General features: G+C 36.9%; 18 protein-coding genes and 1 riboswitch. Of the genes, 17 read left to right on the top strand and 1 reads right to left on the bottom strand.

Annotated features, from left to right (window positions below):
* Window positions 1-72: 72 nt before the first annotated feature.
* From F8M42_RS10090 to F8M42_RS10050, 9 genes are all read left to right on the top strand, one after another.
* Window positions 73-2763: a sensor histidine kinase gene (locus tag F8M42_RS10090; protein ID WP_182186430.1), complete on the top strand. Its 2691-nt coding sequence runs from the start codon at window positions 73-75 to the stop codon at window positions 2761-2763.
* Complete coding sequence (locus tag F8M42_RS10085) at window positions 2756-3454, top strand: response regulator (protein WP_182186428.1); 699 nt, start codon at window positions 2756-2758, stop codon at window positions 3452-3454. The genes F8M42_RS10090 and F8M42_RS10085 overlap by 8 nt, the downstream gene beginning before the upstream one ends.
* A gap of 140 nt (window positions 3455-3594) precedes the next feature.
* Window positions 3595-4701, top strand: a complete 1107-nt coding sequence (locus tag F8M42_RS10080; RefSeq protein ID WP_182186427.1) for an iron-containing alcohol dehydrogenase family protein — start codon at window positions 3595-3597, stop codon at window positions 4699-4701.
* A 271-nt stretch (window positions 4702-4972) separates the two neighbouring features.
* Window positions 4973-5150, top strand: a riboswitch (cobalamin riboswitch).
* A 249-nt stretch (window positions 5151-5399) separates the two neighbouring features.
* Entirely contained in the window at window positions 5400-5963 is a 564-nt protein-coding gene (locus F8M42_RS10075) for a GH25 family lysozyme (RefSeq protein ID WP_182186425.1), read from the top strand.
* 360 nt (window positions 5964-6323) lie between these two features.
* A complete protein-coding gene (locus tag F8M42_RS10070; RefSeq protein ID WP_182186424.1) occupies window positions 6324-7283 on the top strand; it encodes a lactonase family protein in 960 nt (319 codons plus the stop codon).
* Window positions 7284-7292: 9 nt separating this feature from the next.
* Window positions 7293-8681: a glucose-6-phosphate dehydrogenase gene (gene zwf, locus F8M42_RS10065; protein WP_196595031.1), complete on the top strand. Its 1389-nt coding sequence runs from the start codon at window positions 7293-7295 to the stop codon at window positions 8679-8681.
* Window positions 8682-8860: 179 nt separating this feature from the next.
* Window positions 8861-9301, top strand: a complete 441-nt coding sequence (gene rplM / locus F8M42_RS10060; RefSeq protein ID WP_182186422.1) for a 50S ribosomal protein L13 — start codon at window positions 8861-8863, stop codon at window positions 9299-9301.
* 25 nt (window positions 9302-9326) lie between these two features.
* Window positions 9327-9719, top strand: coding sequence for a 30S ribosomal protein S9 (gene rpsI / locus F8M42_RS10055; protein WP_182186420.1), 393 nt, complete (start codon window positions 9327-9329; stop codon window positions 9717-9719).
* Between the two features lie 85 nt (window positions 9720-9804).
* Window positions 9805-10338, top strand: a complete 534-nt coding sequence (locus F8M42_RS10050) for a nitroreductase family protein (protein ID WP_182186418.1) — start codon at window positions 9805-9807, stop codon at window positions 10336-10338.
* Between the two features lie 38 nt (window positions 10339-10376).
* Here the strand turns inward: F8M42_RS10050 and F8M42_RS10045 are convergent, their stop codons facing one another.
* Window positions 10377-11549 carry an MFS transporter gene (locus F8M42_RS10045; RefSeq protein WP_182186416.1) on the bottom strand — a complete coding sequence of 391 codons (1173 nt, stop codon included), beginning with the start codon at window positions 11547-11549 and terminating at the stop codon, window positions 10377-10379.
* Window positions 11550-11704: 155 nt separating this feature from the next.
* Here F8M42_RS10045 and F8M42_RS10040 point away from each other — a divergent pair, with 155 nt between their 5' ends.
* The 8 genes from F8M42_RS10040 to F8M42_RS10005 all read left to right on the top strand — a co-directional run bounded on the left by F8M42_RS10040 (window position 11705) and on the right by F8M42_RS10005 (window position 20889).
* Window positions 11705-12307 (top strand): TetR/AcrR family transcriptional regulator, encoded by a 603-nt coding sequence (locus tag F8M42_RS10040; RefSeq protein WP_229711332.1) that lies wholly within the window; start codon window positions 11705-11707, stop codon window positions 12305-12307.
* A gap of 254 nt (window positions 12308-12561) precedes the next feature.
* Window positions 12562-12876 carry a PTS sugar transporter subunit IIB gene (locus F8M42_RS10035; RefSeq protein ID WP_182186415.1) on the top strand — a complete coding sequence of 105 codons (315 nt, stop codon included), beginning with the start codon at window positions 12562-12564 and terminating at the stop codon, window positions 12874-12876.
* Window positions 12877-12909: 33 nt separating this feature from the next.
* A complete protein-coding gene (locus tag F8M42_RS10030) occupies window positions 12910-14184 on the top strand; it encodes a PTS transporter subunit IIC (RefSeq protein ID WP_182186413.1) in 1275 nt (424 codons plus the stop codon).
* 20 nt (window positions 14185-14204) lie between these two features.
* Entirely contained in the window at window positions 14205-14684 is a 480-nt protein-coding gene (locus tag F8M42_RS10025; RefSeq protein WP_229711331.1) for a PTS sugar transporter subunit IIA, read from the top strand.
* Window positions 14685-14750: 66 nt separating this feature from the next.
* Window positions 14751-15782, top strand: coding sequence for a 2-hydroxyacid dehydrogenase (locus F8M42_RS10020; protein WP_182186411.1), 1032 nt, complete (start codon window positions 14751-14753; stop codon window positions 15780-15782).
* A gap of 17 nt (window positions 15783-15799) precedes the next feature.
* Window positions 15800-16684 carry a class II fructose-bisphosphate aldolase gene (locus F8M42_RS10015; protein ID WP_182186409.1) on the top strand — a complete coding sequence of 295 codons (885 nt, stop codon included), beginning with the start codon at window positions 15800-15802 and terminating at the stop codon, window positions 16682-16684.
* 35 nt (window positions 16685-16719) lie between these two features.
* A complete protein-coding gene (locus tag F8M42_RS10010; RefSeq protein ID WP_182186408.1) occupies window positions 16720-17760 on the top strand; it encodes a 2-hydroxyacid dehydrogenase in 1041 nt (346 codons plus the stop codon).
* Between the two features lie 258 nt (window positions 17761-18018).
* A complete protein-coding gene (locus F8M42_RS10005) occupies window positions 18019-20889 on the top strand; it encodes a sigma 54-interacting transcriptional regulator (protein WP_182186406.1) in 2871 nt (956 codons plus the stop codon).
* Window positions 20890-20903 lie beyond the last annotated feature (14 nt).

The raw sequence follows: 20903 nt of genomic DNA, 5'->3' as shown, positions 1-20903 counted from the left end.
ATCTGTAGTATTATATGATTGTAGGAATAAATTATACTGTCAGCAGCCTGCTGATTTTTAAAGGAGATAAATATGCCGGCATTTCATAAGTCTCCTGATGAGATATTACAAACGATAAAAAATGAAGAAGCAAGAGCTAAGTATGGACATTTAAAGATATTTTTCGGCTATGCGGCCGGTGTTGGTAAGACCTATGCCATGCTGAAAGCTGCACATAGCGCAAAAGCACAGGGGCTGGATGTAGTGGCAGGTTATATAGAGCCGCATATCAGGCCACAAACAACAGTCTTATTAAAAGGATTGGAACAGCTTACACCCGTCATTGTAACACATGGTGATATTATACTGCGGGAATTTGATATTGATGCTGCTTTACGGCGCCATCCGCAGATTATTCTTGTGGATGAACTGGCTCATACTAATGCTGCCGGCTGTCGTCATAAAAAACGTTATAAAGATGTAGAAGAATTATTAAAAGCCGGTATAGATGTATATACTACAGTTAACGTTCAGCATATCGAAAGTCTTAATGATATTGTTGCTTCGATAACAGGCGTTATCGTGCGTGAGAGAATACCGGACTTTGTATTTGATAATGCTGATCAGGTTGAATTAGTAGACATTGAACCGGCAGAACTAATTAAGCGGCTCAATGATGGCAAAATTTACAAGCCGGAGCGTGTGAAAACAGCACTGATTAATTTTTTTACAGTTGAAAATCTGGTTGCACTGAGGGAAATAGCTTTAAGACGCACTGCTGACCGGGTAAATAAAATATCGCAAAAAGTCCGTAATGAATCAAAAGGTGATTATTATACGGATGAGCATGTTCTGGTCTGTTTATCATCTTCACCTTCAAATCCACGCATAATAAGAACTGCAGCACGTTTGGCAAATGCTTTCAGAGGTAAATTTACAGCACTTTTTGTACGCACGGCTGATTATGAAAAGTATTCATCGGAAAATAAAGCACGCCTGCAGGAAAATACTCATTTGGCAGAGCAATTGGGAGCAAGCATAGAAACCGTCATAGGGGATGATATTGCTTACCAGATAGCTGAATTTGCCAAATACGCCGGAGTTTCTAAAATAGTTATTGGCAGGAGTACTACCAGATCAAGATGGGGATTTATGCACAAGGGGTTTCTTGATCAATTGATCCAATTGGCGGCAAATCTGGATATTTATGTCATTCCGGATAAGACTACACCTATCTATAAGAAAAAAGTTAAAAGAACATTAAAGAGGGGTATAAATAAAACAGATATCGGTAAAATAATATCGGTATGGGTTTTGACCACTGTGGCAGCATTGGCACTTGATGCAATAAATCTGGGACAGGCCGATATTGCAACTATTTATATATTAAGTGTTTTGGTAACCGGAGTCATAACTTCCGATCGGTTTTACAGTATTGTTTTATCGTTGCTCAATGTAATCACCTTTGATTATTTGTTCGTTTCACCGCGTTTTACGTTCGCTTATTCTGATTATCGTTATACAGGGACTTTTCTTATTATGTTTATAGCGGCTTTTATAACAGCCAGCTTAGCCAGCAAGATAAAAAAACAGGCAGAACAGTCGGTACAGACTGCTTATCGCACAAAAATACTGCTTGATACTAATCAGTTGCTGCAAAAGGCTCGCAATATCGATGAAATAGCTTCAATTACTATTAAGCAGTTATTAAAACTCAGCGGACGTCCGGTAATTTACTATGGTTGCAGTGAAGATAAGCTGCTGCCGCCAATAATCACTGCAGCAACGGCGGCAGAAAGTGAGGCTTATAAATCGCCCAATGAAGCTGCTGTTGCCCAATGGGTGTTCAGAAATAACAAGCATGCAGGAGCTACGACAGATACATTGGGAAGTGCCAAGTGCCTGTACATGGCGATACGCACGGAAAATCGTGTGCATGGGGTTATTGGTATAGCTTTGGAAAATAGCCGGCTGGAATCCTTTGAAAGCAGCATAATACTGTCCATACTGGGTGAGTGTTCGCTGGCGATGGAAAAGGAATTGTATAATAAGAAACGCCGTGAAGCTGCCGTACAAGTGCAAAATGAAAAATTGCGCAATAGTTTTCTTCGTTCGATATCACACGATTTGCGTACACCGCTGACATCTATTTCCGGAAATGCTGATTTTTTAGTTAATAATGGCAGACAATTGGATGAAGCTAAAAGGCAAAAAATATACAGCACAATTTATGATGATGCGAAGTGGCTGATAAATTTGGTGGAAAATATTTTGTCAATCACACGTATCGAAAATGGCAATATGAAACTGAATCGTCAGATAGAATTAGTCAATGACGTAATAACTGAAGCTGTTTCACATATTAGTGCAAAAAAATTAAAGCATACTATAAAATATATTGAACCGGAAAAGCTGTATTTTTCTAAAATGGATGCTCGATTGATCATGCAGGTTGTGATTAATATTATTGACAATGCATTAAAATATACACCAAGTGATTCCACCATAGAGATAAGTGTGTTTGAACAGCAGCGGCATATTGCCGTAGCAATAGCAGATAATGGGGAAGGTATGCCAAAAGCTGTACAGGAAAAAGTGTTTGATATGTTTTATAGCGGCGATAATAAATTTGGTGATAGCAGACGTGGGATGGGAATAGGACTGGCTTTGTGCAAGAATATAATTGAAGTGCATGGTGGCAGTATTGAAGTAAAAGATAATTATCCGCATGGGACAGTGTTTACTTTTACTTTACCATTGGAGGAGGTAACGATAAATGAATAGCCCATTACTATTGGTGGTGGAAGATGATACAGCTGTAAGTAATTTGATAGGTACCACATTAAAAATGGAAAATTATCGGTTTCACACAGCTTCGACGGGCAGACAATCGATAGTTGAGGCGATATCACAAAAACCGGATATAGTCCTGCTTGATCTGGGTTTACCAGATATAGATGGAATAGAAATAATAAAAAAAATAAGATCGTGGTCAAAAATGCCGATAATAGTCGTAAGTGCCCGTAGTGACGATAAAGACAAAATTGAGGCATTGGATAATGGGGCAGATGACTATATTACTAAACCTTTTTCAGTAGAAGAACTGCTGGCTAGAATACGGGCTGCGCTCAGGCGGGCCAGTTATATGGCCTCGGAGAAAGCCCAGAATCCAGTATTTATAAATGGTAATTTAAAAATAGATTATGCAGCAGGCTGTGTTTATGTAAGTAATATAGAAATGCATCTTACACCCATGGAATATAAACTATTGTGTCTGCTGGCAGGTAATGTCGGTAAAGTATTGACATATACATATATAACTAATTCGATTTGGGGAAATGCATGGGATAACAATGTTGCGTCATTGCGGGTATTCATGGCAACATTGCGGAAGAAAATCGAAAAAGATGCAGCTGCTCCTCAGTATATACAGACGCATATTGGTATTGGATACCGTATGATAAAAATCGATTAATAAAAATCAGGCAGATATGCGGCAACCCTTATTCTACTGTTTACAATATTACATTTAGATGTTATAATTATTGACTAGCACAATTATTTGCAATGAAATAAGGAGATGAAAGATAAACGCTTCCAGTGGTTTATCCGCATATGAGAGAAAATTATTCGATATACTTGCCACAGTACAGTGTAGGAACAAATTGTTATGATGAAATTGGTCCCGTGACTAAATATTTTGGTAAAAAAGTTGTTATGATAGGTGGCAAAACAGCTTTGGAAAAAGCTGAACCGGCGATACTTAAAGCTATGAGCAAGGCAGGTTTGGATCATTTAGCGACAGTGTGGTACGGTGGTGATTCAAGTGAAAGTAATGTAAAAAAAATGTTGGATAATGAAGCTGTAAAAAGTTCTGACATAATATTTGGCATAGGCGGCGGCAGGGCAATAGATACAGCTAAAACGGCGGCAGATATACTTGACAAAGCTTATTTTTCATTTCCTACGGTAGCATCTAACTGCGCACCAACTTCGGCTATAGCAGTTTTATATGATGATGCCGGGGCGTTATCACGCTACTATTTCACAAAAAAATGTCCACTGCATACATTCATAAATACAGCGGTTATAGCGGATTCACCTGAAGAACTTTTATGGGCTGGTATCGGAGATGCTTTGTCCAAGGAATGTGAAGTGGAGCTGGCTGCGCGTGGTAAAAAATTATTCCATACTCCATTGATAGGGCTTAAAGCAGCGGCAGCTTGTACGGAACCTCTGCTTGATTTTGGGGAAGATGCTTTAAAGGCAATAAAAGAAAAACGGCCTTCCTTTGAACTTACACAAGTTGTGCTGGATATTATTATCAGTACGGGGATAGCATCAAATTTGACAAGTTCGGCTTTTGACAATAAGATTGAGTATTATTACAACTCATCACTGGCTCATTGCTTTTACAATGCTTATACAATTCTGCCGCAGGCTCACCAGTACCGGCATGGCGCAGTGGTTTCCTATGGCGTTTTAGTGTTGCTTACATATGATGGGCAAATCGAGCGGCGCAACAAGATCGCAGCTTTTAATAAAAAATTGGAATTACCGGTGACTTTGCGGGAAATCGGAATTTCAAGTGAAGCAGAAGTTGATAGTATTGTGAAAAGGGCACCTTTTATTAATGAGTGGAATTGTGTTCCTTACAAAAGTGATCAGGCTAAATATAAAGCGGCAATATTAGCTGTCGATGAATATGGCAGGACTCTGTAGTATTAAAATTTTATTTATTGATGGGATTGCCGCACGTGATCGACTTCGTGCGGCAATATTTTTGATTTAATTAATAAGAAAATTAGTAGCATATAAAACAGTTATGAAAAAATAAATGAATTGTATTGCACTCGACTTGGTGTAATGATATACTAAGCACATGATGATTAATAGCTGGTAACTGGTTGTCCAATTGAGAAAATTTGGCTTTTATCAGCCGTACTCTGATACCGATACCTTAGAAATTCAGTTAAAAATGCAACTGTGATCAATTTGATATGATGAGACAGGTGTCCGTAAGGACTCAATAGAAAATCCGGTATAAAGCCGGAGCGGTCCCGCCGCTGTGAGGAAGAGCAAATTGCAATATACCATTGGGAATATGTCCTGAGAAGGTGCAATAAGTGATGATTCCGAGCCAGAAGAACTGCCTGTTTGACAATCACCGATTATGAATGAAATCATTCATGGACCTGCGAGCGATGGGGAGGGGATTTCGAAACGGCAGTATTTTTGTGCTGCTGTGATGAGATATGTTTTTATGACCTTCATCTATTTTGCGGATGAAGGTTTTTTTCGTAAGTATAGCCCGGTTTAATGAGCGGATGCTTGCAACATGTTATTGAGACAATTGAATTAGAAAATGAAGAAATAGATGGTGAAGTGGCGGTTTTATCGAATAAAGGAAGAAATTGTTAATGAAAAAAGGTATTGATGTAAGTGAGAATAATGGAACGGTCGATTGGCGGGCAGCAGTGCTGTCCGGTATTGAATTCGCTATTATACGCTGCAGTATGGGGCAATTTGAATCAGATGCATTATTTGCACAAAATGTGGCATTGGCACATGCTGCGGGGCTGCAGGTGGGGGCATACCATTATTCTTATGCCATGGACAAAGAGCAGTCGGCGCAGGAAGCACAAAATTGTAAAAGGGCAATAAATGATGCAGGAGTATTGCTGGAATTGCCGGTATTTTATGATATGGAAGATGCTGACGGCTGGAAGGCACAGCATAATTTTTCATTCAATAAAAACAAAATTACAAATATGTGCCAGGTCTTTATAAATGATATTGGTTTGGACAGCGGAATATATTCGTCTCATTTTTGGTTATGCAACTATATTGACTGGCAGGTGTTGCAATGTACCGTGTGGAATGCTGAATGGGGAAATACCGATTCTGTACGGGGATATATGTGGCAATATACAGATAAATTTAAAATAGGTACAAATGTTTTTGATGGAGATATACTTTACTGATGTTTTTAAACTGCAGTGATTATAATAAGTTAGTATTTTGGGCTGACGTCATTATAAAATAAGTTTAATAATTTGATATAATGGTTTGAATTATTAAAAATAATATGCAATCGAAAGGTATTGACTGATAAATTTCCAAAGGCATAATTTATCTTACACATTGTACATAATATAGAGTCTTTTGCCAACGAAAATATTGCTGCATAGAAGTATATTGTATTTGTAAAAGGGAGATAAATATAATATACTTTAAACATGGGGATAAGTATAATTTTATGTGTTATTTGTGAAGCTGATAAGATAATGATGTGATATCATCTTGGGACAAATTATAAATTTATTTAGGGGAATGAGTTTATTATGAAACATATTGGGTACGTAGGTACGTATGATTCAAAATGTAGTCAGGGTGTCTATCGTTTTAAATTTGACGATGTTACAGGGAAGCTCACTAAGCCAACATCTTTTTATACAACAAATGGTGGTAAGTGTGTGGCCCTGACGGACGAATTTGTGGTTGTAACGCGTGAGATTCCTGGGAAATCCGGTATTGCGTTATTAGACAAAAACGGAACAGTACTATCAGAAGCTTTTATGGAGAGAGCTTCAGCCTGTTTTATTGGCTGTCGTGATAAATTTGTATATACTGCTAACTATCATGATGGCGTAGTCATGATTTATAAAATTGCCAATCAAAAATTGCAGTTAGTAAAAAAATTGGTGAATGGGTCTGAAACCGGATGTCATCAGGTAATGTGCTGGCGGAGCAATATTTTTGTTCCGTGTCTTAAACTCGACTGCATAAATATTTATGATATGGGGAAAAATTTTCTTTTGACAGATAAGATAGTCTTTTCACCGGGCACAGGTCCGCGACATGGCGTATTTACTACAGATGAACGCTTATATTTAGTTAGTGAGCTCAGTAATGAGTTATTCTATTATCATTTAGTGCAAAATAATTCGTGGGAGCTTATCAGTAAAATGTCATTTTTACCGGAACAATCAGCAACGGGCAGTGCTTCGGCAGCCTTACGGTTGTCCGGTGACGGAAGATTTATTTATATTTCCACACGCGGCAGTAATCTTTTAAGTGTATTTTCCATAGAAGGAGCCACTCCTAAAATGATTCAGCAGATTTCTTGCGGTGGCGACCATCCCCGCGATTTTTTACTGAGCGGTAATGGAGAATATTTGCTTGTAGTAAATCGTCTTTCAAATGAGCTGATAAGTATGAAAATAAATAAAACAACGGGGATGATAGGCGCCATTGCCGATAGGACAGAAGTTCATGAGGGAGTGGGGATCGCCTTGGAATAGGAGAAGATTATGAATAATTCAGCCTTTACGATTTTTGGTGGGACAGGTGACTTGACCTTTCGCAAACTTTTACCGGCATTTTATAATATGAGTGTTGCCGGTGATCATGCAATTGAAAGGAAAATAATAATTATTGGCCGGCGTGATTATACGACAGAAAAATATCTTGATATTGCACGCAGCTGGGTAGAAAAATTTTCCCGGTTGCCGTATGATGAAGCTGCGTTTAAAAAATTTTCTGCTAGAATAACTTACTATAAAATGGATTTTACAGATATTTCATCATATAAGACTTTAAACAATTATTATAAAAAAAATCATTTGGCTGAACATATTTTTTATTTTGCCGTTGCACCGCGGTTTTTTAGTGTAATAGCCGATGGACTTACCAATGTAGAGCATGCCTGTCATGGAAAAGTGATATTGGAAAAACCGTTTGGAGAAGACTTGGATTCGGCAAAGGAACTTAATATAAAACTGGCAGGTTTTTTCACTGACAATAATATTTTTCGCATTGACCATTATCTTGGTAAGGAAATGATTAGAAACATTCAGACACTGCGTTTCAGCAATCCGATTTTTTCTAATCTGTGGAATTCACGTTATATTGAAACGGTTCAAATTTCTGCATCGGAAGATATGGGTATTGAAACACGCGGCGGTTATTATGATGCTAGTGGCGCTTTGCGCGATATGGTACAAAATCATTTGTTTCAGATATTATCAATAGTTGCTATGGAATGGCCGGAACAATTTTCCAGTGAAGCAATGCATGATGCTCAGATCAGAGTTCTGCGGGCGCTGCGCCCGGTAAAAGATATTCGCGAAACTCTTGTACTCGGTCAGTACAAAGGGTATCATCAGGAAAAATTGGTGAAGCCTAATTCGACAACGGAGACATACGCTGCACTTAGGTTGTTTATTGATAATGAACGCTGGTGGGGAACGCCATTTTACATCAGGACCGGTAAAAAATTATCCAGCCGGGAAATCAAAATAGCCATAATTTTTCGCCCGTCGTTTTTGGAAAAAGCAGCGCAGAATATATTGATCATAAAAGTGCAGCCCAGTGAAGGCGTATATTTACAGTTTAATATAAAAAAACCTGGCGATACCGATGAAATAATTCAAGCTAAAATGGATTTTTGCCAAAGTGATTACGTGAATCGATTAAATACGCCGGAAGCATATGAAAGACTTATAAAAGCTTGTATAAATGACAATAAGTCATGGTTCTCCCAATGGGATCAAATTGAATTAAGCTGGAATTTTATTGATAAGCTGCATGAATTATATAAATGGGAAAATTTGCCAGTATTCAGATATGAACCGGGCAGCAACGGTCCGGCACAGGCGGATGAACTGCTCAGCAAATTTGGTCATGAATGGATAGATTGATATTGTAAGGTAAGCGTCAGTGATAATTATAAAAAAATCTTGACTCTGGTTTTTACTTTTATTATAATAGTTGAGTATGAAGTTTTCTCTTGTGATTTCCAGCCCCGGTAATCGTGATGAGGCTTTATATAATTATTTAAATTATTTTAGTTAATCGCATTATAGGGAAGGAGATATCGATGAAAACCACATTCATGGCTAACGGCCAAAATGTTGAACGCAAATGGTACATCGTGGATGCTGAAGGACAGACAGTAGGCCGTTTGGCTGCTGAAGTTGCTAAAGTGCTCCGCGGTAAACATAAACCTACCTTCACACCGCATGTTGATACGGGTGATTTTGTTATTATTATAAATGCTGAAAAGGTAGTTTTCAGTGGTAAAAAATTAATTAAAAAGACTTATTTCCGTCATTCCGGTTATCCGGGCGGTACGACTTTCACTCCGGCTGGACAAATGCTGGAAAAGCAGCCGGTAAAGGTTTTGGAATCCGCTATTCGCGGTATGCTTCCTAAAAACCGTCTTGGTGCTCAAATGTATAAAAAACTTAGTGTATACACAGGTCCGCAGCATCCTCATACTGCACAGCAGCCTGAAACACTAAAATTTGATATTCGTTAATAACTGGAAGGGAGAACATATTTAAATGGCATTAGTTACTTACTACGGTACAGGCCGCAGAAAAACTTCGGTTGCCAGAGTTCGCTTGGTTCCAGGTGAAGGCAACATTAAAATAAATGGCCATGATATGAGTGAATATTTTGGTCTTAAGACATTAGAACTCATTGTTAAACAACCGCTTGTGCTGACTGAAACAGAAGGAAAATACGATGTAATCGCTAAGGTTGAAGGCGGTGGTGCATCAGGTCAGGCCGGTGCAATACGTCACGGTATTTCCCGTGCACTTTTATTGGTTGACGGTGAACTGCGCAAATCATTGAAGAAAGCCGGTTTCTTAACACGTGATCCGCGTGAAAAGGAACGTCGTAAATATGGTTTGAAGAAAGCCCGTAAAGCTTCACAGTTCTCAAAACGTTAATATTTTGCTTTGGGCAGTTAAAAAAATCCCGCAGTCTTATGACTGCGGGATTTTTATAAACAATTCTTGAAAAGAAGGTGCTATTATGTTGAAGGAAATTAAGGAACGCAGGAGTATCCGCAAATATTTGGCTAAAGATGTCCCAGACGAATTGATAAGACAATTACTGGAAAGTGCACAATATGCCCCATCAGGTAGTAATACCCAACCATGGCGTTTTTTAATTGTACGCAATCAGACCAAAAAGGAACAGATTACCATGGCTGATCATGATCAGAAATGGATGCTTAGCGCACCTGTTTTTATTGTCTGTGCAGCTGATATAAGTGCTCGCTTATCACAGACGACAAAATTAGATGAATATTGTCCTCTGCCTGAACTTAAACTTATTATCCGCGATACAGCAATTGCTATTGAACATATTGTGCTGGAAGCGGATCATTTGGGTCTGGGTACTTGTTGGACGGGGTGGTTTGACCAGGCAGAAATGCAAAAAGCTGTCAGCGCTGCTGCTGATTTATACATTTGTGCAGTTCTTACCGTAGGTTATTCTGCAGAAAACCCATCAATGAGACCGCGCAAAAATTTGACTGAATTTGTTTCTTATGAAAATTGGTAATAAAATGAGAGTTTTTCCTAAATGCCGCAGTTATTGCCTTAGGACTTTTCGGTTAAATAATACAGAAAGGCAATAAAGCTTATCATAGCACCGATACTGGCTGTCATGAACCAGCTGCCATATGAGTAAGACCAGCTGCCGAGCAGAGACCCGACAGCACCGCCGATAAAAAAAATTGCCATAAAAATTCCGTTGACCCGGCCGCGCACCTTGTCACCGAGTGAATAAATAATTTTTTGACTTAATACCAGATTACCGGAAACTGACATATCAAGTGTTATAGCGCAAATTATCAACACGAATAAAGATAAAATGGAAAAATCCATAAACATTAATGTTAATAGAAATGACAGGGTTGCTGTTATCATAGCGGCACCGGTCAAGGGTTTTGTCATTTTTCTATCAGCAAGCCGGCCGGCAATGGGGGCGGCAACAGCCCCAGCTACGCCAACAAAAGAGAATATGGCAACGCCATGTTGTGATAGACCAAAATTATCCGCTAACCACAAAGGTACGGCTGTCCAAAACAGGCTGAATGCTCCGAACAGACATGCTTGGTAAAAAGCCCGACGGCGTAAAATAGCTGTAGTAGACACTATCTGCCATAAAGAATAGATTAATTCACCGTAAGCTGCACCAGAAACAGGCTGACGTTTTGGCAAAACTTTTAATAATAGCAGCCATAATATTGATGTTAATACAGCAGAAAAGAGGAAGACTGCTTGCCAGCCCCACGTTCCTGCAATTATACCAGAAACAGGTCTTGCCAACATTATACCAAGCAGTAATCCGCTCATAACTTTACCGACAGTAGCACCACGATGCTGCTCATCTGATAAATACGCAGAATATGGGACTAAGATTTGTGTGGCAGTGGTGCCGAGCCCGATAAATATGGAGGCTGATAAAAAGACAACGGCATTTTTGCTGATAATCGAAGCAATAAGGGCTAAAACAGCAATTATTAAAGTAATAAGAACTAAACGGCGATTTTCGACAAGATCAAGCAGTGGAACGAGAAAAATTAGTCCGAACACATAACCTATCTGTGTAAAGGTAACTGTTAGCCCGGATAGTGCCAATGGCAGATTTACTGCAGAACCTATTGTAGCTATTAAAGGCTGGGCATAATAAAGATTTGCTACTATTACGCCGCAAGCGATAGCTAGAATGCTTGTAATATACGAAGATACTGGTTTGCTGTTGATCATATAAACTCCTTCTTTCTATTATACAAAAACTATACGTTTAGTTTTCATTATACAAATTATAAACTAAACGTATAGTTTTGTAAATAGAAAAAAATGTATTTTTTTATTATATTTAGTATAATAGATATATATTTTTATATATAGGGGGAATATTTTTGGAAATTTTAAAGAAACGGGGACGGCCAAGAAACAAGGAAACAGAGCAGGCGATTTTAGATGCCGGATATAAGCTGTTATTAGAAAAAGGTTTTGTTAATATAACTGTTGATAAAATAGCTGAAAAAGCAGGTGTGAGTAAGGCTACAATATATAAATGGTGGCCCAACAAAGCTGCTGTTGTAATGGATGGTTTTTTGTCCAGGTCAATAATAAAACTACCTATGCCGAATACAGGTTCAGTTATTACGGATATTACCACTCAGGCACTTAATTTAAGCCGTTTTTTATTGAGCGATGAGGGGAAAGTACTCAATGAACTTATTGCCGAGGGACAGTTTGATGACCAGATAGCTGAAGAGTATCGGCGGCGTTATTTTACACCACGCAGAATAAAAGCCAGGCAAATATTAGAACGTGGTGTTAAACGAGGTGAATTATCTATTGATACGGATTTGGAATTGTGCATAGATCTGATCTTTGGACCGTTGTTTTATCGACTGCTTATAACAGGTGATAAAATAACTGAGGCATATATAAAAAAAGTTGTTGATTATACATTTAATAAAATTCTTATTATAAAAAAACAAGAGACCGTTTAGTAAATGGTCCCTTGTTTTTTTATATATCATCATTTAAGTGAAATGAATTCTGGTATGTTTGTAATTTTTACCGATCGGTACGGTATAGATTATAAAAGTTTTGTAAAGTAAAATGAAATTTATGTAATTACAAAAAAATCTTAAAATTTACAACTAAGTAATTAATATGGGTGCAAGGCAAAATTTTTGTAGTTGGCACGTGATTTGCTTTTTATAATATCAGATTCACAAAATAAAAGAGGGGATGATTCAAAATGGGAAAAAAAGTAAAAATTCTTTGTTGTTGTGGTGCAGGAATTTGTACATCTAATTATTTAAGGGAGGAAATAGAAGATCGCTTAAAAGAAGAAGACCTTAGTAAGGATGTAGTGGTTAATTTATGCCGAGTTACAGATGTGGAAGAAACTATTACCGGCGGAAATATTGATTTATTGGTTACAACTGTTGAAATGAAGAATGATTATCCGGTTCCTATGATCAGGGCGCTGGGAATTATGCTGGACGAAGCTGCGGCTAAGAAAGCCTTGGATGAAATAATGGATAATGTGCGTAAGATAATGGCACAATAAATTAAAAAATAAGGCAGATAGAGGTGATTAAACATGGAATTTGTAGACAGCATTACTAAAGCATTATCAACGTTTTTTGGATTTGATTCATCGGTAACAATAGTAGGTATTATACTCATTGTTTCATTGTTGGTGCGTGTGGAATTTAAAAAAGCCATTTTAGGAGCCTTAAAGGTATCTATTGGATTGACAGGATTATTTTTGGTCGTAAATCTGATTCAGACAGCTATGGTACAGCCAATTCTAAATATTATTTCCTTATATGGAATTAATAAAAGCGTCGTAGATATCGGCTGGGGATGTTTGGGATATGCTTTTGGCAACACTTACGGATACTTTGGGGTTTTTGTTTTTTTGATATTAAATGTTTTACTTGTTTCAATTCGTTTTACCCAGACTTTATATGTGTATGTTTTTAATACATGGCGGGCAATGCTGCTTGCTGGTCTGGTAGGAGTTGTCAGCGGCAGTTTTTGGATAGCGACATTAGCGGTTATTATCTTTTTAATAATTGATGTTAAGGCGGCAGATATTGCTGCACCATATATCGAAAAAATCAATAACTTTCCTCCTGGTGGTTCTTGGCCGCACGGTACGCATTTTTCGTTTCAGGCATGTATTGCTATTCCCATTGAATACGTGTTAAAGAGAATTCCGGTAATCAAGGATGCAGCTTTCAATGCGGAAACGATACAGGAAAAGTTTGGCGTCCTTGGTGAAACAACCGTCATGGGAGCGGTACTGGGGATAATAATCGGAGCTTTTAGTCAAATAGGTGTTATGCCGTCGTTGTTATTAGGAGTAAAAATGGCGGCTGCATTCTTACTTTTACCTCGTATGGCTTCTATTCTTGTAGAAGGTTGGTTTCCAATTATAAAAGCGGCACGTAAAATTTTAGTAGGGAAAATGCATAGAGATGATGTCAGGATCGCGCTTGACTGTTCCACGGTTATAGGACATTCTGCCGTAGTGCCGACAACATTAATTATGTATCCGCTGGCTTTGCTCATTTCTGTTTTACTGCCTGGAAATCAAATGATTGCATCAGTTAGTCTTATTATTGTCTTGTGGGAAAGTGCAGCTGTAAATGCGATTACTGAGGGCAATATTCTACACAATATTATTATTTTGTCAATAATAATATCATTATTCTGCTGGGGTGCAACCATAATGGCCGGACCGATGACACAACTGGCGGGAAGTTTGGGATATGATGTTTCAAAAGGAGCCTTGTCAGCATGGGATGCCACAGGCACACCGGCTTTGGTCATAGTGTATAAGTTATTTTCATGGGCATTTGGTTTTTAATCGTTTAAGGGGATGAGAATATGAGTAGTGCAAGTGAAATGGAAGATGTATTTTATGATGCAGCAATATTGAATTCAGTAAAAACAAAAGAAGATGTCATAACTTTTTTGTCGGATTATTTATTTGATAAAGGCTATGTTAATAAAAATTATCGCAAAGCTACATTGGAACGCGAAATTAATTATCCGACCGGGCTTGCAACTAAACCGACAGGTATTGCAGTACCACATTCCAATCCGGAAAATGTATTAAAAGAGGCTATTATAGCAGCTGTAATTCCTGAGACAGTAAAATTTGCGGAAATGGGTAATAATAAGTCTGTCATAGATGTTGGAATAGTGTTTTTATTGGCATTAAAAGGTGAAAATAATCATCTTAATTATTTGAAAAATATTGTTAATTACTTTAAACAACAGAAGAATGTTATCAGTTTTCATGCCAGCAGATCCAAATCGCAAATAAAAACAGTGCTGGTGAAAGATATATTAAAAATAGTTTAGTCTTATCGGAAAAATAAATGAAGTGACAACTGTCGTCTACTTTTTAATTTGGAAGGAGTAAATCAGATGAAAATTATTGGAATAGGAGATTTACTTATACCTTCTCAATATATAATGGAAGGTTTTAATGTTTTCAAACAGGCAGGTGCGGAATTGGCAGCTATCGACTGGTATTTAAAAAATCAGGAAGAATTACAAAATATTAACTTACAGATAGAAAAGTATGGTAGTGAATCATATGCACTGCCCGATGATTTAATTCAGCAAATTAAAGATGCCGACATTATTATTACGCAGTTTTGTCCGATAAATAAACGTGTAATATCCGCCTGCACACATCTTAAAGCAATAGGTGTTTTGCGCGGGGGGTACGAAAATATAAATTTAGAATGGGCAAATAAAAATAATATTCTGGTTTATAATACCCCGGGAAGAAATTCTTCAGCAGTAGCTGATTTTACAGTTGGAATGCTTATTGCCGAATGCCGGAATATAGCTAAAAGTCATTTGAATCTGAAAAACGGAGACTGGATACGGGAGTATACCAATAAAAAATACGTGCCGGATCTACCGGGTAAGACAGCGGGTATTATCGGGCTTGGACAGATAGGCAGGAAAGTTGCAAAACGTTTACATGGTTTTGACATGAAAATATTAGGCTATGATCCTTTTGCTGATAATATTCCTGCCTATATCAAAATCACTGACTTGAAAAATTTAGTACAAGAATCAGATTTTTTACTTTTACACAGTCGTTTGTCGGCGCAGACACACCACTTGATAGATTCTGAAATGTTAGGATTAATGAAATCCACGGCATATTTGATAAATACCGCCCGTTCAGGACTAATTGATGAAGATGCACTGTATGCGGCATTAAAAGATAGAAAAATCGCCGGAGCGGCGCTTGATGTATTTAATGTCGAGCCACTGCCGGCAGGATGTGCATTAATTGATTTACCAAATGTAACGATAACACCGCATTTGGCCGGAAGCACGACAGATGCATTTTTCCAGTCACCGCATTTGTTGGCTGAAGAGATGCTGCCTTTTCTATCAGGCAATATTGCATCTGATTGTATCGTAAATAATAAATGAATAGTGGAGGGATATTGATGTCATTAGTAAGTTTGAAGGAAGTACTTAATGATGCACGTAAAAATAAGTACGCTGTGGGAGCGTTTGATGTAAGCAATATTGAGATGGCAATTGCTGTGGTGGAAGTAGCGGAAGAAAAAAAGTCACCAGTTATCTTAATGGGGTTATGCCTTGATTTGCAAGGAGACAGACTGGATTACTGGTTATATAGTCTTAGAAAAATAGCACAGAAAGCATCTGTTCCGGTATGTATTCATCTTGACCATGCTATTGATTTGGAATTTATAAAAAAATGTGTGAATACCGGTTTTTCATCTGTAATGATTGACGGTTCAATGCTGCCATTACAGGAAAATATTGATAAAACAAAATATGTAGTTGATTATGCGCATAAATTTAATGTCAGTGTAGAGGCTGAATTAGGACATGTGGGTGATGGTATAGTAGGAAATAGTGAAATAGGAGCACCAGCTAAAAATACATTTGACAATCCGGAGGATTCTCTAACACGTCCTGATGAACTTAAACATTTTATTGATGCTACAGGAGTTGACTGTGTAGCAGTTGCTGTAGGTACTGCGCATGGAATATATGTGTATAAACCCAAAATACACTTTGACAGATTAAAAATGTTGAATGAAATTTCTACAGTTCCAATGGTAATGCATGGCGGTTCGGGAACACCTGATGAATTAATAAAGAAATCGGTGCAGAATGGCATATGTAAATTAAACATATTTTCCGAGATGCTCACAGCTTTTTATGGAACATTAAAAGAAGAATTAAATACAGCTAAACATTTGGCTATCTGGCCGCATAATGCCAATGAGAAACCGATTGCTGCATTGAAAAAAGTAGTGGCAGCTAAAATAGATTTAGTAGGATCAGCAGGTAAAGCTTGACTTTTAAAGATAAAGATGTATGGGGAGAGATAAAAATGACTAAAACAAAAATACTTTGTGTTGCAGATGGTGGTATTACTAGAGATCTGATGCAGCAAATGCATGAGCTGGAACAATATAATGCAGATGTGACAATCATTGAGGACAAAGAAATGTATGCAATGGGTCCGATAACGGACCGGATGCTTTTGATAGAACACAATGGTGTGGATGCCGCACCAACTTGCAGGGAACTGCTTGAAAATTGTGCGGATAAAGATATTTTAGTAGTTCATGTGGCAAGTATTAATAAAGAAATAATAAATGCCTGTAAAAATCTGAAAGTCGCAGCTGTATTGCGGGGTGGTTATGAAAATGCTGATGTGGCTGCTTTAACAGAAAAAAATATTAAATTAATAAACGCACCGTGGCGAAGCGCCAATGCAGTGGCTGATTTTACGGTGGGGATGATGATAGCTGAAAATAAAAACATTGCCCGCAGCCATAAACTTATTTTTGAAGGTAAATGGTGTAAAAAGTATGTAAATCAGGAATATATACATGATATGCGTGCAATGACAGCCGGGATCATTGGTTTCGGTTATATCGGCCAGAGAGTGGCTGAACGCTTAAAGGGATTCGGTACAAAAGTAGTCGTTTATGATCCGTATATTGATAAAAGCAAGTTTGCCAATAGCGGTGTAGAATTTATGGAATTGGATCAATTGCTGGAAACAGCAGATTTTGTCAGTGTGCATTTACGTCTGTCAGAAAAAACACATCATTTTATTGGAGCAGAAGAATTACAAAAGATGAAGAAAACAGCATATCTTATCAACACAGCACGTTCCGGGTTGGTAGATACGGCGGCGTTAGTGACATCTCTGCGTAACAAGGACATTGGGGGAGCTGCAATTGATGTTTATGATGAAGAACCCCTGCCTAAAAATCATCCGTATTTGCAGTTAAATAATATTACCTTGACATCTCATTTAGCGGGAACTTCATGTGATACTATGAAAAATTCTGTGGAAATCGGGGTGGAGGATCTTAAACGTTATTTAACAGGAAAATCAATGTTGAACGTACGCAACTAATTGATGCTGACATCAGATCATAAAAAAATTGGTTAATAAAATTATTTTTACTTATTGATAGTGGCAGCGAATGATTATTTAATTGTGGGAATGGCAAGGTTTAATTTATTAATACCTTGCTTTTTCTGCTAATATAAGAAATTAATATTTTAGAATATGCTTTAGTTTTGACTTAGTTTAGTTTAAAATAATAGCAATAATATCTTGCCGGAGCATAATTGGAAAATAGAATGATAATTAGTAAAAAGAGCATATAGAGTGACTGTAACGTTAAAGGATAAAATTACAGCGTTAATTAATGCTGAAGATAAAAAAAATCCTCTTACAGATGAACAATTAGCAGTGCAATTATCTATTTTACGTGAAACTGTCACCGGGGTAAGAAAAGAACTTAAAATACCAAATTCACGTACAAGAAAAAGAGAAATAGTAAAGACTGTTGTAAGTAAAATAATGGCAGAAAAACCAGATATAAGTATTGGCGGACTTGTAAATAAACTGGAAGAATCAGGGATATGTATATCAAGAACATATGTAACGGAATTAATAAATGAATTAAAAGATATGCAAAAAGAAAATACAGAAAAATCGTCAGAGAAACAAAAAAATAATATATTTTCAAAATTAATCGGTTATGATGGAAGTTTGTTAAAAAACATAAAGCAGGGACAGGCAGCTATTTTGTATCCTCCTTTGGGACTGCCTACGCTTATTGTAGGCGAAAGCGGGACTGGAAAAACATTATTTGCAGAATATATGTATAAATATGCAGTTGATCAAAAAGTGTTAAAGGAAAATGCACCGTTTATGTTATTTAATTGTGCTGATTATAGTGATAATCCGCAGTTATTGGTTTCTATATTGTATGGGTATAAAAAAGGGGCATTTACAGGTGCTGATAAGGATACGGAAGGTATAGTGGAAAAAGCCGATAATGGTATGCTTTTTTTGGATGAAATTCATCGTTTACCACCAAAAGGACAGGAAATGTTGTTTTCAATTTTGGACAGAGGAAAATTCAGACGCATGGGTGAAGTGGAAGTGGAAAGGACCACTCATATATATTTTATCGGAGCGACTACAGAGAATATAGAATCATCACTGCTGCTGACTTTTAGAAGAATACCGATGATTATTGAACTGCCTACGTTGGAAGACAGATCGCTGCATGAGAAAATAAAGTTGATTCATGGTTTTTTTCAACAAGAAGCTAACAGGATAAATTATAAAATATTAGTTAAGGCAAAAATAATGGAGGCTTTTGTTTTTAAGAAATACTCGGGAAATATTGGACAGTTGAAAAGTGAAATTCAAGTGACTTGTGCTAACGCCTACGTGGATAAAATCAATAATAAAAGAGAAGAAATATATATAGGATTTAATGAAGTGTTATATCAAAAATTTTTTTATGATATAAATACGCAGAAAAATACGATAAGATTCAATGATGCCTTATTTATTCCTAATGATGATGAAATTGAGGATTCAATGCTCGCAGTTAAAAACCAGTATTCATTGCCACGTGACATATATGAAACCATTGAGAATAAATATTATGAATTAAAGAAAAACAACGTAAATGTTGAAGAAACAGAAAAAATAATATGGGATTTTTTGCTGGGGTACTTTAATAAAATAAGTTTGGATTCACAAGATAAAAATTTATCATCACTAGACGATTTAAAATATCTTTTTGATTCCTCAATAATACAATTATTGAAAGATTTTAAAGATTTGGTTAAAAATATTTATCCAGATAGGAAAATAAATGAAAAGGTATTGATTTATCTGGCGATACATTTAGAAGAAGCGGTAAAAAGAATAAAATTCAATCAGGAAATAATGAACCCCAATCTTATTTATATCAAGGAAAATTTTACAGATGAATTTGATTTAGCTGGTAAATTGGCGCAGAAATTGGCACAAAGTAAGTCGATTGAGGTGCCCGAAGGCGAAACCGGTTTTATAGCAATATATATACACGAATTGTTAAAGCTGCCGGATAAAAAAAATCGTATAGCTATAATTACTATTTCTCATGGTAAAGTGGCCTCGGAAATGATAAATGTTGTAAAAAAAATGCTGAATGTTGATTTCCCCATAGCAATAGATATGCCACTGGATGTTAATCCAATAAAAATATTTGAACAGGTGGTAGAGGTGGCAAAATCACTAAATGCAGATGAAGGGATACTTTTCTTCGTTGACATGGGATCATTGGTTACCATTGGGGAAATCGTTCACAGCAGAACCGGGATACAAACAAGAACTATTGACAGGGTAGACCTTATTTCTGTCATAGAAGCAGTACGTAAAGCTGATGCCTCGGAAGAATCACTTGATAATATATATTATGATATTATTAATTCAAAGCATGACTATTCATTGGTGACAGTAGAAAATTCCAATAAACCACCGGCGTTTGTCAGTATGTGTCTTACAGGCCATGGGGTAGCATTGACAATAAAAGATACCTTAGCGCGCTACTATGCTAAGGTAAAAATCATTCCGATGAGTATAATGGATGATAATGTAAAAGAAAAAATTGATAATATAAAACATCAGTATAATATAATAGCTGTTGTCGGAACAATTAATCCTAAGATAAAGGGATTGAATTTCATACCTTATGACAATGACTTTGGTAAAGATAAACGAATGTTTTTGGATTATTTATTACAGGAAAATAATGGCGGTTTGATGCATACACTGATAAAAAAAGAATTTATATTGTTGGAAGTAGAATGTACGTCGAAAAAAGAAATAATTAACATGTTGGGGAAGCTTCTATTTAATAAGGGGTTTGTGAAATTTGAATATATAGACTCCGTGTCAGGGCGGGAAAAGATGAGCAGCACCTATTTTAGAAATGCAGTCGCATTGCCGCATGGATTACCTTCATTTGTAAGTAAATCAATTATCGTTTTTGCAAGATTGAAAAAGAAAGTAGTCTGGGATAAAAATGGAAATGAAGCTCAATTGATATGTTTACCAGCAATAAAAAGTGAGGATGTAGATGCTGTAAATAAGCTGTTTAGGATTCTCAAACAAAAAGAAAAGGTCGATAAATTGCTGCATGTGCAGCAGCAACAGGAATTTTTGGAAGAATTGAGCAATATATACGAATAATTTGTGAAATGTCA

The sequence above is a fragment of the Pectinatus frisingensis genome (assembly GCF_014076555.1).
GTDB lineage: Bacteria > Bacillota > Negativicutes > Selenomonadales > Selenomonadaceae > Pectinatus > Pectinatus frisingensis.
This window is presented reverse-complemented; position numbering and strand designations above follow the sequence as displayed.